Annotated in this window: 19 protein-coding genes; 9 read left to right on the top strand and 10 right to left on the bottom strand. The window is 72.4% G+C overall.

Features of this window, described 5'->3' with window-relative positions; genetic code table 11:
- Positions 1-91 precede the first annotated feature (91 nt).
- Entirely contained in the window at positions 92-520 is a 429-nt protein-coding gene (locus ACWCSU_RS52165) for a DNA-binding protein (RefSeq protein ID WP_357696413.1), read from the bottom strand.
- A gap of 153 nt (positions 521-673) precedes the next feature.
- Between ACWCSU_RS52165 and ACWCSU_RS52160 the strand changes: the two genes are divergently transcribed.
- Positions 674-1,840, top strand: a complete 1,167-nt coding sequence (locus tag ACWCSU_RS52160; protein ID WP_357696411.1) for an erythromycin esterase family protein — start codon at positions 674-676, stop codon at positions 1,838-1,840.
- Positions 1,841-1,920: 80 nt separating this feature from the next.
- Here the strand turns inward: ACWCSU_RS52160 and ACWCSU_RS52155 are convergent, their stop codons facing one another.
- On the bottom strand, positions 1,921-4,284 hold the full coding sequence (locus ACWCSU_RS52155; protein WP_449944980.1) for a DUF7507 domain-containing protein: 2,364 nt from the start codon (positions 4,282-4,284) through the stop codon (positions 1,921-1,923).
- A gap of 312 nt (positions 4,285-4,596) precedes the next feature.
- Here ACWCSU_RS52155 and ACWCSU_RS52150 point away from each other — a divergent pair, with 312 nt between their 5' ends.
- A complete protein-coding gene (locus tag ACWCSU_RS52150) occupies positions 4,597-5,742 on the top strand; it encodes an outer membrane protein assembly factor BamB family protein (RefSeq protein WP_449944978.1) in 1,146 nt (381 codons plus the stop codon).
- A gap of 194 nt (positions 5,743-5,936) precedes the next feature.
- Here ACWCSU_RS52150 and prfH read toward each other — a convergent pair whose 3' ends face one another.
- From prfH to ACWCSU_RS52135, 3 genes are all read right to left on the bottom strand, one after another.
- Positions 5,937-6,566 (bottom strand): peptide chain release factor H, encoded by a 630-nt coding sequence (gene prfH, locus ACWCSU_RS52145; RefSeq protein WP_357696403.1) that lies wholly within the window; start codon positions 6,564-6,566, stop codon positions 5,937-5,939.
- The gene (locus tag ACWCSU_RS52140; protein ID WP_449944975.1) at positions 6,563-7,714 is read right to left on the bottom strand and encodes an RNA ligase RtcB family protein; all 1,152 of its coding nucleotides are present in this window, start codon (positions 7,712-7,714) and stop codon (positions 6,563-6,565) included. Before ACWCSU_RS52140 ends, prfH begins: the two co-directional genes overlap by 4 nt.
- Before the next feature lie 134 nt (positions 7,715-7,848).
- On the bottom strand, positions 7,849-9,342 hold the full coding sequence (locus tag ACWCSU_RS52135) for a carboxylesterase/lipase family protein (protein ID WP_449944972.1): 1,494 nt from the start codon (positions 9,340-9,342) through the stop codon (positions 7,849-7,851).
- Positions 9,343-9,423: 81 nt separating this feature from the next.
- On the opposite strand from ACWCSU_RS52135, the gene ACWCSU_RS52130 reads away from it, so the two are divergent.
- On the top strand, positions 9,424-10,020 hold the full coding sequence (locus ACWCSU_RS52130; RefSeq protein ID WP_357696398.1) for a TetR/AcrR family transcriptional regulator: 597 nt from the start codon (positions 9,424-9,426) through the stop codon (positions 10,018-10,020).
- Here the strand turns inward: ACWCSU_RS52130 and ACWCSU_RS52125 are convergent.
- From ACWCSU_RS52125 to ACWCSU_RS52110, 4 genes are all read right to left on the bottom strand, one after another.
- Complete coding sequence (locus ACWCSU_RS52125; protein ID WP_449944970.1) at positions 10,015-11,223, bottom strand: hypothetical protein; 1,209 nt, start codon at positions 11,221-11,223, stop codon at positions 10,015-10,017. The genes ACWCSU_RS52130 and ACWCSU_RS52125 overlap by 6 nt on opposite strands.
- Positions 11,224-11,308: 85 nt before the next feature.
- A complete protein-coding gene (locus ACWCSU_RS52120; RefSeq protein WP_449944967.1) occupies positions 11,309-12,007 on the bottom strand; it encodes a DivIVA domain-containing protein in 699 nt (232 codons plus the stop codon).
- Positions 12,008-12,161: 154 nt separating this feature from the next.
- Positions 12,162-12,335, bottom strand: coding sequence for a hypothetical protein (locus ACWCSU_RS52115; protein ID WP_449944964.1), 174 nt, complete (start codon positions 12,333-12,335; stop codon positions 12,162-12,164).
- A gap of 79 nt (positions 12,336-12,414) precedes the next feature.
- Positions 12,415-12,666, bottom strand: a complete 252-nt coding sequence (locus ACWCSU_RS52110; protein ID WP_449944961.1) for a hypothetical protein — start codon at positions 12,664-12,666, stop codon at positions 12,415-12,417.
- 361 nt (positions 12,667-13,027) lie between these two features.
- Between ACWCSU_RS52110 and ACWCSU_RS52105 the strand changes: the two genes are divergently transcribed.
- From ACWCSU_RS52105 to ACWCSU_RS52080, 6 genes are all read left to right on the top strand, one after another.
- A complete protein-coding gene (locus ACWCSU_RS52105; RefSeq protein WP_449944958.1) occupies positions 13,028-14,137 on the top strand; it encodes a cation diffusion facilitator family transporter in 1,110 nt (369 codons plus the stop codon).
- Between the two features lie 85 nt (positions 14,138-14,222).
- On the top strand, positions 14,223-15,242 hold the full coding sequence (locus ACWCSU_RS52100; RefSeq protein WP_449944956.1) for a phage baseplate protein: 1,020 nt from the start codon (positions 14,223-14,225) through the stop codon (positions 15,240-15,242).
- Between the two features lie 101 nt (positions 15,243-15,343).
- A complete protein-coding gene (locus ACWCSU_RS52095) occupies positions 15,344-15,700 on the top strand; it encodes a BlaI/MecI/CopY family transcriptional regulator (RefSeq protein WP_357696384.1) in 357 nt (118 codons plus the stop codon).
- Positions 15,697-16,632 (top strand): M56 family metallopeptidase, encoded by a 936-nt coding sequence (locus ACWCSU_RS52090; protein WP_449944954.1) that lies wholly within the window; start codon positions 15,697-15,699, stop codon positions 16,630-16,632. The genes ACWCSU_RS52095 and ACWCSU_RS52090 overlap by 4 nt, the downstream gene beginning before the upstream one ends.
- A 207-nt stretch (positions 16,633-16,839) precedes the next feature.
- A complete protein-coding gene (locus ACWCSU_RS52085; RefSeq protein WP_449944950.1) occupies positions 16,840-17,451 on the top strand; it encodes a DUF3105 domain-containing protein in 612 nt (203 codons plus the stop codon).
- Positions 17,448-18,107, top strand: coding sequence for a DUF305 domain-containing protein (locus ACWCSU_RS52080; RefSeq protein WP_449944947.1), 660 nt, complete (start codon positions 17,448-17,450; stop codon positions 18,105-18,107). Before ACWCSU_RS52085 ends, ACWCSU_RS52080 begins: the two co-directional genes overlap by 4 nt.
- Before the next feature lie 258 nt (positions 18,108-18,365).
- On the opposite strand, the gene ACWCSU_RS52075 is transcribed toward ACWCSU_RS52080, so the two are convergent.
- Positions 18,366-19,094 (bottom strand): cation diffusion facilitator family transporter (locus ACWCSU_RS52075; protein WP_449944944.1); only part of this gene is annotated, 729 nt, incomplete at its 5' end.

Genomic DNA, 19,094 nt, shown 5'->3' with positions numbered 1-19,094 from the left:
ATCCAGCCCTGACACCCATGATTGAAGATCATCAGCGGTTAACTCATCAGGCATGACCACAGACTACAGATCACAAAGCCTGGCTGTAGTACTAGTCGGACGCGGTCTCCGTCCGTTCGGTGAGGCGTTCGTGGCGCTGCCGGGCGGCCTGCGCGGTGCCCAGCCCGAGTCCGAAGGCGATCTCCTGCCAGGTCATCCCGCGCCCCCGGGCCATGCCCAGCAGCGCGGCCTCCAGCGCGTCCAGCTCCCCGCGGACCAGCGGGACGAGGCTCAACGCGGCGGTGATGTCGGCCTGGTCCACCTCCGGCTCGCCGTCGTCCAACTTCGCGGCCCCGCTGAGCAGGAACGACACCAGCCGGACGGCCTCGTGCGGACCGATGACCGACGGGTGTGCCTGCCGGCTCCGCTGCTCGTCGGTGGCGGCATGCCGCTCGGCGATCCGGAACAGGGAGGCGTGCACCCGCTGAAGGCGCGCCTGCTCGGCGTCCGGTGGGGAGAAGGGGTGGTCAGTGCTCGACATGGAGGTAACAATGCCGTCCGACGCAATCTGATGTCAACAGTCTGTTTTGAACGACTTGTTCAAGGCGAATCGGCCGGTTGAGGGTTTCAGACGGTGGAAGCCGTCTTTGAAGCGCAAAGGTTACACCGAAAGTTCAACGATAGCGTTGAAGGCATGGACATCAAGGACATCGCCTGGCCGGTGGACGGCGCGGGGGTTTCGGCGTTCCTGCGGTCGCTTCCCGCCGAGCCGCTGCTGCTCGGTCTCGGCGAGGCGCGGCACTTCGTGGGGGAACTGGGCGAGGTGCGGAACGAGATCTTCCGGCACCTGGTCGAGAACGAGGGGTACCGGTCGTTCGCCATCGAGAGCGACTGTCTCAAGGGCCTGCTGGTGGACGACCACGTCACGACCGGCGCCGGCACGCTCGACGACGTCATGGAACGCGGCTTCAGCCACGATTTCGGCGCCTCGGCGGCCAACCGGGAGCTCGTCCGCTGGATGCGCGCCTACAACGAGGAGCATGACGAGAAACTGCGCTTCTTCGGGGTCGACGGCCCTCTGGAGTACTGGGCGGCGAGCCCGCGCGAGGCGCTCACCGGCCTGTACGACCTTCTCGACGGCCCGCTGCTCACGAGCGTGGTCACCAGGGAGACCCTCGACACGCTGCTGGGCCCGGACGAGCGATGGTCGGACGAGGCCACGGCCATGGATCCGTCGAAGTCGATCGGCCAGTCCGCCGACGCCCAGCGGCTCCGGGTGATCGCCGACGATCTGGCGGCCCTGCTCGACACGCAGTCCCCGCAGCTCGGCGCGCGGGACAGGGAACGGGCGGAGCTGTACGCGCGCACCGCCACCGGCCTGCTGCGCTACCACCACTGGATGGCCGACGCCTCCCCGGAACGGTGGACCCGGCTGTCGGCCCTGCGGGACGCGATGATGGCGGCCAACCTGCGGGCCGTCGCCCGGCGCGGCCCGGCCCTGGTCTTCTCCTCCAACCTCCACCTCCAGCGCGACCGGACGTCCATGCAGTTCGGCGACCAGCGGCTGGAGTGGTGGAGCGCGGGGGCCATCGCCGCCACCCGGCTGGGCGACCGGTACGCCTACCTGGCCTCGGCCTTCGGCACCACCGGCGACGTCACCCCGCCGCCGGACACCGTCGAGGGCATCCTGTCCGCGCTCCCTGGGGATCATTCGGTGATCGACGCCCGCCGCCTGGCCGACCTCGTCACGGACCCCGCGAAGCGCGTCTCGCACGATTTCGCCTACTTCCCGCTGGACCCGTCCCAGCTCGGCGCGATCGACGGCGTCGTCTTCCTCAAGAAGGTCGGCGGCTGGGGCTGACCGCCTGAGGCCGGACAGCACGATGGTCCCTCCCCGCAGGGAGGGACCATCAGGTTGACACGGATGGAAGGCGGGAGGACCTAGTAGGAGGTCTCCCAAGGCATCGCCATGTCATCCACCTCCGCGTACGGGTTGTCCGTGTCCATGTTCTCCATCTCGTCCTCGCGCTGAGGCTCGGAGAACTCGTCCATCGGACGGCCCATGTCCTGCTCGGTCCTCTCCTCGTGGATGGGAGCGCATCCCCACTTCGAGGTCTGCGTCATCCCGGGCGGGCACTGGCGACCGTGGTCGTACCTGTGGTCGACCTTGTGGTCGAACCTGTGGTCATGGCCGGGGTGGTGCGGCTTCTTCCCGGGCCGGCAGTGGTCGCTCTTCTTCCAGGGCCGGCACGGGCGGTGCGGGGGCTGCTGCTTCTGCGTCACCCGGATCCTGGCCGTCGCCGGTGCGGAGGTCAGGCCGTCCGCCCTGGCCACGGCCGTGTTGGTGATGGTGAAGTTGCAGCCCTTGCGGCAGTCCTTGCCGCCGCCGGGACGGCCCGGCACGACGAAGATACCCGTGCAGGTCGTGCTCTCGCCCGGCGCCAGAGTGGTGGCCCGGCAGACGATGTTCGTCACCCGGTTGTCGTCGATCCTGAGGTTCCGCACGGTCTCGTCGGAGGTGTTCCTGACGACGTAGCGGTAGGTGACGCGGTCACCGGGCCGGTACGTGCGCGTGTCGTCGACGCTCTTGTCCAGCAGCAGCTTCCCGCGCTCACCCACGACCTCGATCGTGGCCTCGGACGGCGGCGAGGTCACCTCGACGTCCTCCACCAGGCCCACCGCGGTGGCGGTGTTGGTGACCGAGCCGCGAGCCGCGTCCTCCTCGGTGACCGTGTACGTGCCCGTGCAGGTCGTGGCGTCGCCCGGGTCCAGGGTGGTGGTCTCGCAGGTGATGTCCGTCACCCGGTCGTCGTCGATCCGCAGGTCGGTCACGGTCTCGTCGAAGGTGTTCCGCACGAGGTAGCGGTAGTCGACCCGGTCCCCGGGACGGTAGGTGCGGGAGTCGTCGACGGTCTTCTCCAGCTCCAGCATCCCGCGCTCGTCCGTGACGCCGATGGTCACCTCGGACGGCGGTGAGGTGACCTCCGTGTCGTCCGCCCGGCCCGTCGCGACGGCGGTGTTGGTCACCGAGCCGCGCTCGGCGTCCTCCTCCGTGACCGTGTAGAAGCCGCGGCAGATGACCCGCTGGCCCACGTTCAAGGTGGTCCGCGGGCAGACGACCTCATCGACGACGTCGTCGTCCACCACCAGGTCGGTGATGTTCATGTTGCCGGTGTTGGTGACCACGTACTCGTAGGGCACCTCGGTGCCGACCGGCACCGGATCGGGCAGCTCGGCGTCGTCGTCGATGCGCTTGGTGAGCGTCAGCTCCGGACGCTCGGCCACCGGACGCACGACCACGTTCCGGACCAGGTGCACATCGGTGAACAGGCCGGTGGAAGCGGCGAAACCGAACTTGTACGTCTCCGGGACCGGCTGCGGCGCGGGCAGGGACAGCACTTCCTGCATCCCGTTGCCGTCGTTGAAGTCGATCGAAACGGTGATCTCAGGGTTCGGCGCCGGGGTGATCCGGACGTTGACCGTGCGCTTGGACTCCTCAAGCGCCTCCTGTGCCGCCCGCGGGTCGCTGGGCACGGACCGCGTGGGCCCCTGCAGGGTGCCCGGCAGCGTCGACGGCCACGGTCCCGTAGTGGTGAAGTTGCTGGTGGTGGCGGTCAGGAAGCAGTACCCGGCGGTGCCGTTCCCCGGGCCGCGCACCGTGACCATGTTCGGGCCCGGAGCCGGGACGCGGAACCCCGTGCCGGCCGGTGAGCGCTCGGCGCAGGTGCGGCCGCGCTGCTCCCAGTCCCCGAAGTAGTTGCCGAGGACGTCCAGCCCGACGCCGACGTAGCCCTGGTTGACCCCAGGCTCGAACGGGTTCGCCGGGTCGTCGTCGGGCAGCTTCTGGGCGTAGCCGAGGCTGCCGCCGAACGCGCCGGGGCGGTCCAGCGTGGCCTCCCCGTTGATCAGGAAGAAGGAGATGCCGTCGGCCGGCACCGCCGTGGTGTTGCCGTACTGCCACTGCTCGAACGTCACGTCCAGGCCCTCTTCGGCCGGGATCGGCGAGTTGTAGAGGGCGGCCGCCGTCTGGTCGAGATCGGCGCTGGTGAGCTGGAGGTAGCCGAACGGCGCTCCCCCGGTCGGCGGGACGGGACCCGCCGCGTTGGCGGGACAACCTCCGAGCGGATGGTCGCCCGGCCCGGCGGGCGGGGCCGCCGGCGCGCCCGTCAGACAGGCTGATCCCACACCGATGAACTCGGGAATCGCGGTGGCTCCGGTGAAGTCCTCCTCGACCAGCGGCACCGGTTGCGCGGCCGCGGGCTGGGCGGGCTGGAGCGCGACCGATACCGCGCTCAGAAGGAGCATTGTGGAAACGGCCGCACGTTTTGGGCCAGATGAGCTGGTTACCGGCCCCGTAGGGCCAGATCGTATCTTCACGAATACCGAAGGTAGCCATGCGCACTTGTGAACAGCCCGATTGACATAGCAAACGATCTCCCACGAATGAGACCTTCCCTCTTTACGGGAACTTCGGGTTTCGCCATCAGCGCGGCCATTCCTGGAGGAAGTTCAACATTCACCCCGTTCATTTCGCCGCGAATACGGCTTTATGGGTTACGGGCGCTTTTTCGGCTTACAGTTCTTTTGTGGGCCGGGGGTGCGAGAGGATGCGGGGCCATGGCCGAGCGTTCGCGGGGGGTGCGCGCGGCGGTCGTGGTGCTGGTCGGCGTCGCCGTCCTGTCCGCCGTGGGATGGCCGGGGGAGGCCGTCACGGTGACGGCCGGTCCTGTGGCGGGGCCCTGGAGGCCGCCGGGGCGTGGCACGCCGTCCATCGACGTCCTGGGTGACGTCCCGTCCGGCGCCGAGTTGTTCGATGACGTCGCGGTGAGCGTGGGCCGCCGGGGGGTGGCCGCCGTACGGGTCGGCGGCGGTGGGCGGTGGACGTACCAGCGGTTGTGGGGCGACGACCTCGTGGACTGGGTCCGGGTCGACGACCGGCGCGGGGCGGCCGTCTGGCGCGACGGCCGGGTCACCCTCGTCGACGTGCCGACCGGCCGCGTCGTCTGGCGGGCGGACCTGCCCGCCGGGCCGTTCGCCGCGGCCGGCCGGACCCTCGACGGCGAGTGGCGGTCGATGTGGACGCTGTCCGTCGCCCGGCCCGGCATGCTGGTGATCCTGCACGACGGCCGCCTCGACGTCCTGGACGCCCGGACCGGCGCCACCCGCTGGACGCGCCCGGCCGCCTCCTGCGGACCCGTCGACGAGGCCCGCGCCCTGGGCGACGTCGTGCTGACCGCCCGGCGCTGCGCCGGGTACGCGGGTGCCGCCCTCGGCGCCGAGGACGGCGAGCCTCGCTGGACGTTCGCCGACGCCGGGCCGTACGACGCCCGTGACCTGGGCGCGGGACGGGCGGTGACGGTGGAGGACGGAGGGCTCGTGGTCCGCCGGACCGCGGACTGGCAGGTCGTGTGGCGCCTCCCGCGCGCGGGACTGCGTCCCAACCCCTCCGCCGGCTCCCTCGGCGTGACGGCCGACCTGGTGATCGCCGACACCGCTGCTGGGATCGCCGCCTACCGCGTCGCCGACGGCGGCCTCGCCTGGCGCCGGCCGCTGGAACGTCCGGCCGGGACGTCGCAGGACGTGCTGACGGACGGGCGGGTCGTCTACGTCGCGGCCGACGAGCGGACCGTGCTCGCACTCGACGCCCGGACCGGGGCGGTCATCGACCGGCGCGGCTTCGACGACCGGATCGACCTGCGCTCGATGCGGTCCGACCTGGCCGTGGTCACGGTGGGCGCCGGCAGGGATCAGGTGCTCGCCTGACGGCGACGCCGGTCCAGCCTCCTGGCTTCCACCAGCGGGTTTTCTGCCCAACCAGGCGATGCGCGACGGCATCGCGCAGGGATGGCCGGCCGTCCTGGCCAACCTCAAGTCGCTGCTCGAAACCGGCGAGGTCCTTCCTCAGGCGCCGTGGGAGATGCACCGGGCGCACGCCTGAGGGAAGCCGGGACCCCGGGTCAGCGCGGCTGGTTCGGTGGTTCCGGGCGTTCGGTGCGGGTGGGGTCGCCGCGTACGAGCTCGTCGTGGACGCGCCAGCGGGCAGTGGTGACGGCGCGCTCGGCCGCCTGGTCGCCGTGTTCCAGACGTTCCCGCAGCAGCCGCATGGCGATGCGGCGGTTCAGGCTGAACTGCCGCTCGGTGTCGACCACGACGACGGTCCCGGTGGGCCGGTGGGTCGCCCGTACGGCGGTGCTGGCCTTGTTGCGGTGCTGGCCGCCGGGGCCGCCGGTGCGGCAGGCGACGACGTCGACATCGGCTTCGGCGAACGTCGTCCGGGGGGTGTCGACCTGGCACGGATGGGCGATGACGTACCAGTTCTTCCGGCCGGTGGCGGTCCGGTAGGGGCTGGGGGCCTGCCAGCACAGGGTTCCGGTCCAGGAGGCGGCGAACGTCTCGGAGTCGTCACCGTCGATCTGGACGAGGACCGACCGGTAGGTGCCGGGCCGGTCGCCGGGGACGGTGTGCGCCCGGCGGGTTTCCAGGCCCTGCCGGGCGGCGTCGCGTTCCAAGCGGTGCAGCAGCTGGGCCAGCGCCCAGGCGCACTCCTGCGGGCCGCGCCCGGCCGACAGGAGCAGGTGGACGCTCACGTCCGGCCCCTCCCGCGCCGCCGGTTCCTCTGGGCCGCCGGCCCGAGGTCGGCCGTCTTGTAGGTGACCAGCGGGATCGTGGTGGCCACGGGCGTGGCCAGGTCGTGGGCGACGAGGTCGGCGATCACCTGCTCGATGCGCTTGTAGGCCGTCGGCGCCTCCTCGAAGAGGAGCTGGCGGTCGCCGCACACCACCAGCGACCCGACCGGGGTGCGGCGCAGCTCTTCGACCGTGTGCTTGGCCCGGCCGCGGCGAAGGGCGTCCGCGCGGGACATCTTGCGGCCGGCGCCGTGGGCGACGGAGTGGCCGGCGTCCGGCCCGGCGTGGGCGGCCACGAGGTAGGACGGGGTGCCGCGGGTGCCGGCGATGAGCACGTCGCGGCCGTCGCCCGGCGCCGCTCCCTTGCGGTGCAGGTAGCTCCCGTCGCGGCGCTCGACCAGGTTGTGGCACTGGTCGAGGATCGGCTCGGCGGCCTCGAACCCCAGCGCGTGGGCGACCCGGGCGGCCAGCAGCCGCCGGTTGAGCGCCCCCCACCGTACGGCCTCGTCGTGCATGGCCAGGTAGGCGTCGGGATCGGGGGCGGGGCCGGCGCCGTGGACGGCGGTGTGCTCGCGCAGGATGCGTTCGCCCAGCCCTCGGGAGCCGCTGTGGACGACGAGGACCAGGTCGCCGGCGTCGACGCCGAGGCGGGTGGCGTGGTCGGGCGCGAGGACGGTTCCGACCCTGGCCAGCTCGACGAAGTGGTTGCCCCGGCCGACCGTGCCGAGCCCTTCGGCGTGACCTGCGGGGATGTCGTCCTTCATGACGGCCCAGGCGGGGTCGTCGGCATCCCGTTCAGGGTCCAGCGCGCGGTCGAGGTCGGGGAACCGGGCGGCGAGCTTCTCGGGTACGGCGCGCTTGAGCCTGACGGGGAACACGGCGATCCCGCAGCCGATGTCGGAGCCCACCAGGAACGGGTACAGGACGGCCGACGTCATGGCGGCGCCGATGGGCGCGCCCTTGCCGGGGTGCAGGTCCGGCATGGCGGCGACGTGCGTCATGCCGTCGAGGGCGGCCACCTGGTGGCACTGCGCGACGGCGTCGGACTCGATCCAGCTGGTGGGGGAGGCGAACACGGTGACGGTGGCCGAAGTGTGTCGCTGAGACAAGGACGCTCTCTTCGCTGAAAAAGGGTATGGGCGGGCGGCATCTCGAAGTGGCGGGGTGCTGTCGTCAGAGCCTCATGGAGCTCACGATCTCGGAGCGCCACCCTGCCGGGCAAACGATTTTCGCCCCGCACGCCCTACGGGAGGTCGAAGGGCGCGGGGGAGTGGCCGTCCCAGATCCGGAGTGAGGCCTGTTCGGGGTAGGGCACGGTCTCCGACTCGGCGTCCAGGACGCGGGTGAGCCGCCGGTCGGGCCGGTAGGCGGCCCATCCCGCGTCGCCGGTGGTGACGAAACGGACCCAGGCCTCCCTGAGCTCGTGGGCGAGCGCGACGGCCTCGGGGCCGGGCTCGTCGCCGATGAGCTGCGCACCGACGGGACTGTCCAATGTGCCGAACGCCAGGGGCACGTCGAGGCTGTGGCAGGCGCCCAGGGTGCCGCCGAGGGCCGGGGCGGGCCAGCGCAGTTCGAACAGGTACGAAGTGCCCCCGGCCGCGGCGTTCGCCTCGGCCAGCTTCTGCGACGGCATGCGGAACAGGGCGTCGGAGTACACCGTCTCCACCAGCTCCTCCGGCCCGGCCTGCGGGAACGCGGCCCGGTACGCCTCCGCCCCGCGCGGACGGGGAGCGAGCAGTTCCAGGGCCGTGCGGGCGTCGTGGTCGGTGAAGGTGCCCCGGCGTCCGCTCATGACGCTGAACAGCCGGAACTCGTCCCTGGTGTGACCGACGAGCAGCTCGATCCCGCTCGCGCGTCCGCCGGTCAGCGCGGACCAGGGCGTCTCGGGCAGCACCTCGCCGTCGACGACGGGACACAGGGCGGTGCCGGTCGCCGTGAGTCGTCCCCAGCTCTCCTGGTGCGCGTGGAGGCCGGCGTTGAAGGAGGTGAGCTCGGCGGCCAGCCGCCAGGGGGCGATGTCGCGCAGGGCCGCGGCGGTGGGTGCCGTCGCGCCGAGCCGGTCCGCGAGCGCGGCGGTGACCTGCCGGGCCAGCGCGGGGGTGCTGTGCAGCCCCGGCACCGAGTGGGCGACGGCCCGCCGGAACAGGTCGCGTGCCGGTTTCATCGTCAGGAGGGCGGCGACCGACCCCGCCCCGGCGGACTGCCCGGCCACGGTGACCTGGCCGGGATCGCCGCCGAACGCGGCGATGTTCCGCCGCACCCACTCCAGCGCCGCGATCTGGTCGAGGAAGCCGCGGTTGGGCGGCGCGTCGTCGAGGAACGCGAAACCCTCGGCGCCCACGCGGCAGTTGACGGTCACCACGACGAGCCCCGCCTCGGCCGGCACCGCCGGGTCGTACATCGGGTCGCTCGACGCCGCCGAGACGTAGCCGCCTACGGGCAGCCACACCAGCACCGGCAGTCCGGCCGCCCCCGGATCCGGGGTGCCGACGTTGAGCGTCAGCCAGTCCGTGCCCTGCGGCGGGCCCACGTCGACCGGCAGGGACAGCGGTACCGCGGGGCCGAACTCCGTCGCCTGCCTCGTTCCGTCCCAGCGCGGCGGCGGGGCGGGCGCGGCGAAGCGCAGCGCTCCGACCGGGGGCAGGGCATAGGGGATGCCGCGGAACACCGCGTGCCCCCGCCGCCGGCGTCCCTGCAGCACACCTTCCGCGGTCCGCACCTTCGGCTCTTCACGCACGACGCCTCCCTTCTCGGACAGTTGTAAGTCAACTGTATTATGTCAATCGTATGGGAAAGACGCCGAGGGAGAGGTCCGCAGATGCCGAAACAGGTGGATCACCGCGAACGCCGCGAAGCGATCGCCCGTGCGCTGTGGCGGGTGGTGGAGCGGCGCGGCGTCACGCACCTGACGACGCGGGTGGTGGCGCAGGAGGCGGGCATGTCCCTCGGGCAGTTGCAGCACTACTTCGCCACCCGGGCCGCCATGCTCGCCTTCGCCGTGGACTTCGCCGCCGAACAGACCTCGCTGCGCGTCGAGCAGGGTCTGCGAGAGCTCGGCGACCGTCCGCACCCCCGCGACGTGCTCCGGCTGACGCTCGCCGAGATGCTCCCCCTGCACGCCGACGCCCGCGCGACCAGCCGGATGAGCGCCGCCTACGTCCTGGAGGCGCTGCACGACGAGGCCGTCCACGAGCAGGCGCGCCGTGGCCTCGTCCGCGGACGGGCCCTCGTCGAGCAACTGGTCCGCCGAGCGATCGCCGACGGGCACATCCACTCCGACCGCGACCCGGCGACCGAGACCAACCTGCTCCTCGCCCTCACCGGCCTCACCCCCCTGATCGAACTGGACGTGATCGAACCCCAGGACGCCCTCACCGCGATCGACCTGCACCTGGACCGGCTCTTCAGCTCATGACCTCGGGGTGGGCAGCGCGTCGCTGAGGGACGTGAGCAGGAGGTGGCGCTGAAGCAGGGTGAGCTCGCCGACGCTGGTGCCGGGATCGATCCCGGCCTGCCGCAGGGTCCGGGTGATCTGGTCGGACGTGTGCTCGGGCAGGGCGCGCAGCAGGGTGGTGGCGTCGGCGGCGATGGTGGTGGCGTCCCTGCGCGCCAGGAGTTGTTCGAGGGAGAGTTGCCTGGTGTTGACGGCGGCGCGTAGCTGGGCCTCGGACAGCTGCCGAGGCGCCGCGGCGGACGAGGACGCCGGGCCGGCGCCGCGACCGGCGGCGACCGGCGAGGAGGAGTGCGGCGGACCGTCGGCCAGCAGAGTCTGCGTGGCGACCAGCAGGCCGCCGATGGCGGCCACGGCGGAGGCGGCGACGACGAGGTGACGGCGGGTCAGGCGGCGGCTGTCACGGGCGATGGTGAGCCCGATGACGCCGGTGCGCAGCAGCACGCCGGTGACCATGCCGAGCAGGATCGGCACGCTCTGGGCGGGCAGCGGCGCCACCGTCGCCAGCACGACGCCGGCGGCCGGGGCCAGGCAGGACAGGGCCAGCCAGGGCGCGGCCGGTCTGCGTGCCAGGTCGAGCATGGCGGTCAGGGCGAGCCCCTCGCTGGCCGAGTGGATCACCAGGGCGGCCACCACGACGGCCGAGGCGGCCAGCGCCAGGGTGGCGCCCTCGATCATGCGGTGCAGGGACAGCGCGGCGGCGGTGCCCACGCCGCCGTAGACGGCGGCGCTGACCGCCTGCTTGACCCGGCGGTGCAGGCCGGGTGCGTGCCGCCCGCCACCGGCCTTGTCGCCGTGACCGTGCCCGCAGCCCTTACGGGTGAAGAAGGTGATGACCAGGAAGCCGAACGCGCCGGCCAGCCCCACCACCCACAGCGGCACACCGGTGGCGTCGGCCTCGTGCCAGGCGTCGGGCAGCAGGTCGACCAGGGCGGTGATGAGCATCAGCGCCGACGCGACGGCCAGCCAGACGCTGATCGTGGCGTTCTTGCGGCGCGCCAGGGAGGCGCCGACCAGCGTGGACAGCGCCACCAGGACCACGGCGGCCCACGTCGTCCAGGCTGGCAGGGCGGTGTCGATGGGGGTGTCTGCCACATTCAGCTCGAACAGGGTCAGGACGTGCGGGGGCGGTGACAGCGGCGTCGATCCCCCGAGCGGCACGGACATGACACGGCCTTTCCGGCGTGGGTGCGGGACTGGTGAGCGGTCGTCGCGTGGTGACACCGCGACGACGGACGGGACAGGCCGTTCGTCAGTGACCGGCGGCCGGGTCGCGGGGGGAGGGGAGCAGGCGTTCGGGGAACGGTCGCGGCGATGCGGCCTCATGGGCGCCGTGGCTGGTCGGAGGGCCGTGCGTGTCCAGGTCGGCCAGCGCGGCGCGCAGGTGACCGAGCTGGGTGTGCAGGTTGTGCTGGAGGTTCCGGCCCTGCTCGGTGATGGCGCGTTCGAGCCGGCCGAGCTGGTCGTCGAGAGCCTGGCGGGTGGCGTGGGTCAGCGCGTCGGCGGCCGACGCGGCCTCGCGGCGCAGGCGTTCGGCGTCGGCGTGGGCCTCGGCGAGGATCCGGCGGGCTTCCTGCTGGGCGGACTCAAGGGCTTCCTGGGCGCTGCGGTGTGCCGCCGCGAGCACGCCGGCCTCGGTGGGCGTGTTCGCGGGAGGGGCGGCGCCGAGGCGTTCGCGCAGTTGGGCGTTGTCCTGCCAGAGCAGGCTGAGTGTGGTCTCCACCTGGGCCAGGAAGGCGTCCACCTCGGCCAGGTCGTAGCCGGAGCGCAGGCGGACGACGGTGAAGACCTGGTGGTGCACCGCGGAGGAGGTCAGCAGGGCGAGCCGCCCGGCCGGGCCTGTTGGGAACGGGGGAGAGGTGGCGCCGTCCTGGGCGGCGTGGCTGTGCGGGAGGTGGGGGCCACGCTCGTGGCCGCTCTCGTGGTCGTGGTCTTCGTGCTCGGCGTGCATGAGGAACTGATCCAGCCTTTCACCGTCGTCTCGATGTCGTGACTCGGCGGGGCGCGGGGCGCTCCGGCGTCGCCCATGGACGAGCCGGAGCGGGATCGGCCGCGCGAGCGGGGGGTGACGGCCTGACCGCCGAGGTGCGGGCCGCCGTGTCGGGCTAGGGCGCGGTCGGGTCGTGATCGTCGTGGCAGTGTCCGGCGCCGCAGTCCGGGTCCTGCCCGGTCGCCGCGGTGTGGTCGTCGGCGCAGCCGGTCTCGTCGCCGGAGGCGTGGTCGTGGTCATGGCCCTCGTGGTGATGGTGGTGGTGCGGGTGGTCGTGGGGCTCGGTCACCGGTGTTCCTTTCGCTCGGTGGTTCCACCTCTGACGTGGGAGGCCAGGGCAGGGCGACGGGAGACGGAGGCGGGGGGTGTCACCTGGTGGAGGTGGTCTTGCGCAGGTAGCCGTTCCAGGCCCAGCCGTGTGCGCCGGTGGACGTGGTGACCAGCCGCGTCTGCCGGCGCACGCCCCGGTGACGGCACGGCCGTTGGGGTGCAGCACGGCGATCGGGCGGTGACCGAGGCCGCGCCGATGCCCAGCCCCAGGCCCCGGTCGGCGTGGCGACCTGCAGCCAGCCGCTGGTGATCATCAGGATCGCGGCGGCGGGGGTGTGGACGGTTCTCATGTGGCGAGCCCTTCCTGTGCGTGTGGCCGCACCGGTGCGGGGGAACCTGTAGAGCGCGACCAGGTCCTCGGGCTCCGGACCGGCGAACTTCTACGGTGTGTAGTTGACGCATTACCGAAAGTTTAAACATCTGATCAGATGTTCATGAGTAAAGCCTGTTTTCGGCGATCATCCGTCGCGGGCTCTTGACCTCCGGGGCTACAGCGGCAAGCATCTGTACATATGAACACCCAGTCAGATGTAGCGGATCATCAGGTCGCGCGGGTACGCCCGGCCTGCTGCCGGCCGTCGGCCGCCGACGTGCACAGCCGCCTGCGTCTGGCCATCACCTACGTCCCCCACCCTCCGAGGAGCTCCAGGCATGTCTGAGCACGGGCACGATCACGGGCACGGTCATGGGCACGGGCATGCGGTGAGCGCGGACGCCGACCGGCGCTACCTGCGCGGGGCGCTCGCGCTGATCGCCGGCTTCATGGCCGTGGAGGTGGTGGTCGGCGTGATCGCCGGTTCGCTGGCGCTGATCTCCGACGCCGGGCACATGCTCACCGACGCCATGGCGATCGTGCTGGCGCTGGTCGCGATGCGGATCGCGGCCCGGCCGCCGCGCGGCGGCTTCACCTACGGCCTGAAGCGCGCCGAGATCATCTCCGCCCAGGTCAACGGCATCACCCTGCTGCTGCTCGCGGCGTACTTCACCTTCGAGGGCGTCCGCCGCCTGATCGTGCCGCCCGAGGTCGAGGGCCTGTTCGTGGTGGTGACCGGGCTGGCCGGCATCGCCGTGAACGTGGCCGCCACCTGGCTGCTGTCGAAGGCCAACCGCTCCAGCCTCAACGTCGAAGGCGCCTTCCAGCACATCCTCAACGACCTGTACGCCTTCATCGCCACCACCCTCGCCGGCCTGGTCGTCTGGCTGACCGGCTGGTACCGCGCCGACGCCATCGCCGCCCTCGTGGTCGCCGCCCTGATGCTGAAGGCCGGCTGGGGCCTGGTCCGCGACGCGGGAAGGGTGTTCATGGAGGCCGCCCCCGCGCGGCTGGACCCGGCCGAGGTGGGCCGCCAGATCGCCGCGATCGACACCGTGGTCGAGGTGCATGACCTGCACATCTGGGAGGTCACGTCCGGCTATCCCGCGCTGTCGGCACACGTGCTGGTCGTTCCCGGGGCCGACTGCCACGCCGCCCGCCTGGCCGTCGAACGGCTGCTGCGCGAACGCCACGACATCGAGCACACCACGCTTCAGGTCGACCACGCCATGCCCGGCGGCCACGCCTTCGACGAGGACGGCGGCCTGCGACGCCTGACGCCGCACTGTCCCGACCCGCACGGCCCCACCCATCACGCCCCGCGGCCCGACGCCGCCACGGTCGCGGCCACCGCTGCCGCGCCCGCCGCCGCCCCCGTCCGCGCCGCTGCCGACGAGCCGGCCGCGAACTGGGCCGCCACCTGCCACGACGGCGACCAGGGCGCGTGACCTGTCGCGCGCGGCTCGCCGCCGGCGATGGGGTCCCTCGCGGAACCTGCCGGCGTCCGCCCGTGCCCGTGGGCGGGGCGATCCGATGACTCCTCGGCCGTCCCGTCGCGAGGCGCTGCGTTCGGGGGCGATCGCCACGCTGGTCGCCGCGATGAATCTCGCGCCGGTCAGGCCGCCCGCCGCCCTGGCGCTCCCGTCGGCGGCCGACTCGCGTAGCCTCGCCTCGACCGGCCGGATCCTGCTGCGGGACGGGCGGCTGCTGCACGGCACCGTCCTGCAGTCCTTCGCCTTCGACGAACGCGACGGTCACCTGTACGCCCTCCAGCTCATGCAGGGCGGCGTCCGCCTGGACGGAGAACGCCGCCCCCGCACCCACGCCGAACGCGCCCGGCGCGGCGACCTGTGCCTCAACCGCCTGTCCCTGGACGGCACCCTCACCGGCGCGATGTACCTGCTGGGTTTCGGCCACGGCGGCGCCCTGGGCGTTGAACGGACCACGGGCCCCGGCACCGTGGTGTGGACCGAATGGGACGCCAGCCCGGCCTCCGGCTACGGCCGCGGCATCTGCCGCTTCTCCTTCGTCGACGGCGCCGTGCTGACCCCCGGCAGCCGGTTCCTGACCACCTGCCGGCCGCTGCTCGGCTCGACCAGCAACGCCCCCACCCTCGATCCCGACTCCGGCCGGTTGCTGCTGCGCTACAAGCTCGCCGGCGAGCCGCGCCTCCGGCTCCTGGACCTGCGCCGCCTGGCCTACGGCGACCTCCGCCCGCTCGCCGACCTCCCGCAGCCCGGCGCCGCCCTCGGGCTGCCGTTCCAGGGCATGGCCCTGCGCGCCGACCACGCCTACCAGCTGCTCGGCAGCGCCTACGGCCCCGCCAACCCCGTCTCCTCGCCGGGGAACATCCGCCTCTACCGCATCCACCTGCCCAGCGGGAAGGTGGAGCAGCAGATCCTGGACCGCACGGCCAGGAACCTCGTCCCCCGCGAACCCGAAGGGCTCGCCGTCCTCGCGTCGTCCGGCGCCGGGCCGCTGCTGTGCATGGGCCTGACCCAAGGCCCCACAGGGGACAAGTCCTTCTCCCTCTACGCGCGGCCCTTCGGATGAGCCGCGGCGCGCCCTGCCTGCACGTCACCGTCCTGCCGACGCCCTGTGTGGCGGGGGTCACGGTAGCCTCTTTCCGGTTGGAGCCCGCAAGGAGGGTCAGGATGCAGCTCGGCAACCTCGAACGTTCGATCATGGAAGCCCTGTGGCGGCATCCTGAGGGCATGTTCGCCCACGACCTCGCGGCCGGCCTGCCCTCCGGTCCCGCCGTCACGACGGTGCTGACCGTGCTGATGCGCCTGGCGAACAAGGGCATGGTGGCCCGTGAGCGCGTCGGGCGGGCCCATCTCTACAAGGCGACCGCGGGCAAGGACGCCTTCGTCGCCGAGGCCATGCGCGCGGCGCTGGAGGAGGCCGGCGACGTGGTGGCGGCGGTGCAGCGGTTCGTCGGCACGGTGACGCCCGAGGTGGCCGCGGCGCTGCGCGAGGCGCTGGACGAGGAGATCGGAACGGCTCGGTGATCGGCTGGCTCGCCGCCGCCGGGGTGGCGTTGCTCCCGGTGACGCTGGGCGATCGCGCCGCCCGCGCCCTTGCCCGGGCGGCCTGGGCCGTGCGCTGCCCCAGTGCGGCGCTCGCGCTGTGGCAGGCCCTCGGGGTCGGGGCGGGGCTGGGCGCGGTCGCCCTCGGGCTGGTGGCCGCGGTCGCGCCGCTGGCGGCCGTGTTCCCGCACGGGATGCACACGCTGGCCCGTCAGATCCTCGGCGGGCACGGGCTCGACGGCCTCGGGCCCGTGCACGTCCTGGCCCTGGCCTGGTCGGCGGGGCTGCTGGGCTGGCTGTCCGTCCACACGGCGCGCGTCCTGGCCGGGACGATCCGGCAGCAGCGGCGGCAGCGCCTGCTGGTCGACGTCGTGGCCGAGCATCTGCCGGCCTACGACGCCTATGTGCTGCCGGTGGCCGGGCGCGTGGCCTACTGCGTACCGGGCAGGCGCCGGCGGATCGTGCTGAGCCAGGGGGCCTTGGACGCGCTGACGCCGGTGGAGCTGGAGGCCGTCCTGCGGCACGAGCAGGCGCACGCCCGCGGCCGCCATGACCTCGCCCTGCTGCCTTTCGTGGCGTTGTCGCACGCGTTCTCGTGGCTGCCCGCCGTGCGGACCGGGCAGCGGGCGGTGACCGTGCTGCTGGAGATGATCGCCGACGATCACGCCTGTCGCGCGCACGGCGAGCTGCCGCTGGCGCGGGCCCTGGTGCGTATGGCGGCCGTCGGGCAGGACCCGGGCACGGCCGCCACGTTCGCGCTGGCCGACGCCGGTGTGGTGGAGCGGTTGCAGCGCCTGCTCCATGGGCGCGGCGAACCGGGCTGGGTCCCGGTGGTGGCCTACGCGGCGGCCGTCCTGCAACTGGGCGGGCCCCTGGCCGTGCTGATCGCCCCCTTGGTGTGCGTCACGGTCTGACCGGATGCCGGGCGGGCGGCGACGCCGTACACTCCCTTTAGTTTCTACGTTCCGTAGAAGCAGGACACCCGGCTGCGCGAGGAGCGGCGCGAGGCCGAGAAGCTCATTGCCACGATCGCCGCACAGGGACGTCGGCTTACGGCATCCATATTCTACGTACTGTAGAAGTTCTACGTACGGTAGAAGAACGTCGTCGGAGGTAGGCGGATGGGCAAGAACGCCGAAGGCACGCTCAAGGAGCGGCTTTCCGCGCTGCAGGCCGAGCAGCGGCGCGCGGAGCGCCGGCGCCGGGGCGTCATGATCAGTGTCTCGGTGGTCGTCGCCGGCGGGCTGGCCGTGGCGGCCACGGCCTTCGTCCAGGCCGACCGGGCCGGCCGGTCGCTGGACGCGGTCCAGACGATCAACGTGAGCGCCCGGAACCACACCGACAAGGCCGTCAGCTATCCGCAGGCCCCGCCGGTCGGCGGCGACCACGCGCCGGAGTGGCAGAACTGCGGCATCTACACCAAGCCGCTGCGCAACGAGAACGTCGTCCACAGCCAGGAGCACGGAGCCGTCTGGGTCGCCTTCCGGCCGGGGCTGCCCAAGGAGCAACTGGACATCCTGCTCAAGCAGGCCCAGGGACGTGACTTCGTCGTGCTGTCGCCGTACACGGGCCTGTCGGCGCCGGTCGTGCTCAGCTCCTGGGGCAAGCAGCTCAAGCTCGACAGCGCCGACGACCCGCGGCTGACGGCGTTCCTGCGCGCCAACATCAACGGCCCCGGGACGCCCGAGCCGGGCGCGTCCTGCAGCGGCGGGGTCGGGGAGCCGTCGGTATGAGGTTTCCGCCCCTCCTGCGGCGGCGCGGGGTCCTGGTGGCGGTGACCGTCGTGCTGACGCTCGCGCTGTCCGGGCTCGGGTTCCGCCTCTGGTACGCGGGCCCGCCCGGGGACGCGTCGCTGGAGGCCGGCTTCGCCCGGGACATGCAGGCCCATCACGCGCAGGCGGTGCAGATGGCACTGATCATCCGCGACCGGACCACAGACCGCCAGGTCAGGACGCTCGCCTACGACATCGCGACCACCCAGCAGCAGCAGATCGGGCAGATGTACGCCTGGCTGGACATGTGGGGCCTGCCGCAGGCGTCGCTGGAGCCCCGCATGGCCTGGATGCGGCAGGGCCACCAGAACATGCCCGGCATGGGACAGCAGACCGCCCAGATGCCCGCCCAGATGCCCGGCATGGCCACGCGGGAGCAGCTCAAGCAGCTGGAACAGGCGAGCGGCAAGGAGGCGGAGACCCTCTTCCTGCGCCTGATGATCCCGCATCACCAGGGCGGCGTGCAGATGGCCCAGGCGGCGCAGGGGAGCGGACAGCCGCAGGTGAAGCGGATGGCGAGCTCGATCCTGGCCGCCCAGCAGGCGGAGATCGAGCTGATGCGCGGCATGCTCGCCGCCCGCGGCGCGGCCGAGACGTCGCCTCCGGCTGCCGGCTGAAGCATGTCGACGAACCTGCGCTTCCTCGGTGTGAACATCAAGGACGACAAGGCTCAGGCCCTGGCCTTCGAGCGCAACGCCGCCGCTGCTGGCTGTTCTACCCCTGGCTTTTCGGGCCGCTCAGAGCTCTGGCCATCCTGTCGAGCAGCTTCGCCTTGACCATCGTGCTGTGCCTGCCGCAGACCCGCGACCTCTTCAAGTGGGTGCTCGAACCCCGCCTGACCTGGCTCTACCGGCGGCCGTCGGAGGAGACCCCGGCTACCAGCCGACCTCGTCGCAGCCGATGTGGCCGTCCGGCTCCACCTGAAGGGTCGCGTGTGCGACGCCATGACGGGTGCGCAGCAGGTCGCGGGCCTGATCGAGGACGGAGTGGTTGTCGCTCTGGTCGCCCGTGACGAGGTGGGCGGTGGCGACGTTCATGCCGGAGGTGAGCGTCCACAGGTGCAGGTCGTGCACGTCGCGCACGCCCTCGATGGCCGCCAGGTCGGCCGCCACGGTGGCGGCGTCCATGCCCTCGGGCACGTGCTGGCCGAGCACCGCGAAGACCTGCCGTCCGAGCGAGATCGCGCGTACGGCGACGAACACGCCGATGGCCAGTGCGATGACCGTGTCCCAGAACACCTGGCCGGTCGCCGTGATCAGCCAGCCCGCCGCGATGACGCCGACCGAGCCGGCGGTGTCGGCCACCACCTCCAGGTAGGCGCCCTTGACGTTGAGGCTCTCGCTCGCGCCCGACCGCAGCAGGAAAAGGGCGATCAGGTTGACCACCAGACCGAGCGCGCCCACCACGAGCATCGGCCCGGAGGAGACCTCGGCCGGGCCGCCGATCCTGCCGATCGCCTCGGCGACCACGTAGACGGCGACGCCCAGCATGAGCAGCACGGCCAGCAGGGAGGCGAACACCTCGGCCCGGTAGGAGCCGTAGCTGCGCCGGCCGGTGGTGTCGGGGCGGCCGGCGATCCTGGTGGCGACCAGGGCCGCGCCGAG

The organism is Nonomuraea sp. NPDC001699, from assembly GCF_053596455.1.
This window is presented reverse-complemented; position numbering and strand designations above follow the sequence as displayed.

Excerpts from the sequence above, each read along its gene's own strand:
- ACWCSU_RS52165 (WP_357696413.1), bottom strand. The coding sequence starts at position 520 with ATGTCGAGCACTGACCACCCCTTCTCCCCACCGGACGCCGAGCAGGCG.
- ACWCSU_RS52160 (WP_357696411.1), top strand. The coding sequence starts at position 674 with ATGGACATCAAGGACATCGCCTGGCCGGTGGACGGCGCGGGGGTTTCG.
- ACWCSU_RS52155 (WP_449944980.1), bottom strand. The coding sequence starts at position 4,284 with ATGCTCCTTCTGAGCGCGGTATCGGTCGCGCTCCAGCCCGCCCAGCCC.
- ACWCSU_RS52150 (WP_449944978.1), top strand. The coding sequence starts at position 4,597 with ATGGCCGAGCGTTCGCGGGGGGTGCGCGCGGCGGTCGTGGTGCTGGTC.
- ACWCSU_RS52130 (WP_357696398.1), top strand. The coding sequence starts at position 9,424 with ATGCCGAAACAGGTGGATCACCGCGAACGCCGCGAAGCGATCGCCCGT.
- ACWCSU_RS52125 (WP_449944970.1), bottom strand. The coding sequence starts at position 11,223 with ATGTCCGTGCCGCTCGGGGGATCGACGCCGCTGTCACCGCCCCCGCAC.
- ACWCSU_RS52120 (WP_449944967.1), bottom strand. The coding sequence starts at position 12,007 with ATGCACGCCGAGCACGAAGACCACGACCACGAGAGCGGCCACGAGCGT.
- ACWCSU_RS52110 (WP_449944961.1), bottom strand. The coding sequence starts at position 12,666 with ATGAGAACCGTCCACACCCCCGCCGCCGCGATCCTGATGATCACCAGC.
- ACWCSU_RS52105 (WP_449944958.1), top strand. The coding sequence starts at position 13,028 with ATGTCTGAGCACGGGCACGATCACGGGCACGGTCATGGGCACGGGCAT.
- ACWCSU_RS52100 (WP_449944956.1), top strand. The coding sequence starts at position 14,223 with ATGACTCCTCGGCCGTCCCGTCGCGAGGCGCTGCGTTCGGGGGCGATC.
- ACWCSU_RS52095 (WP_357696384.1), top strand. The coding sequence starts at position 15,344 with ATGCAGCTCGGCAACCTCGAACGTTCGATCATGGAAGCCCTGTGGCGG.
- ACWCSU_RS52085 (WP_449944950.1), top strand. The coding sequence starts at position 16,840 with ATGGGCAAGAACGCCGAAGGCACGCTCAAGGAGCGGCTTTCCGCGCTG.
- ACWCSU_RS52080 (WP_449944947.1), top strand. The coding sequence starts at position 17,448 with ATGAGGTTTCCGCCCCTCCTGCGGCGGCGCGGGGTCCTGGTGGCGGTG.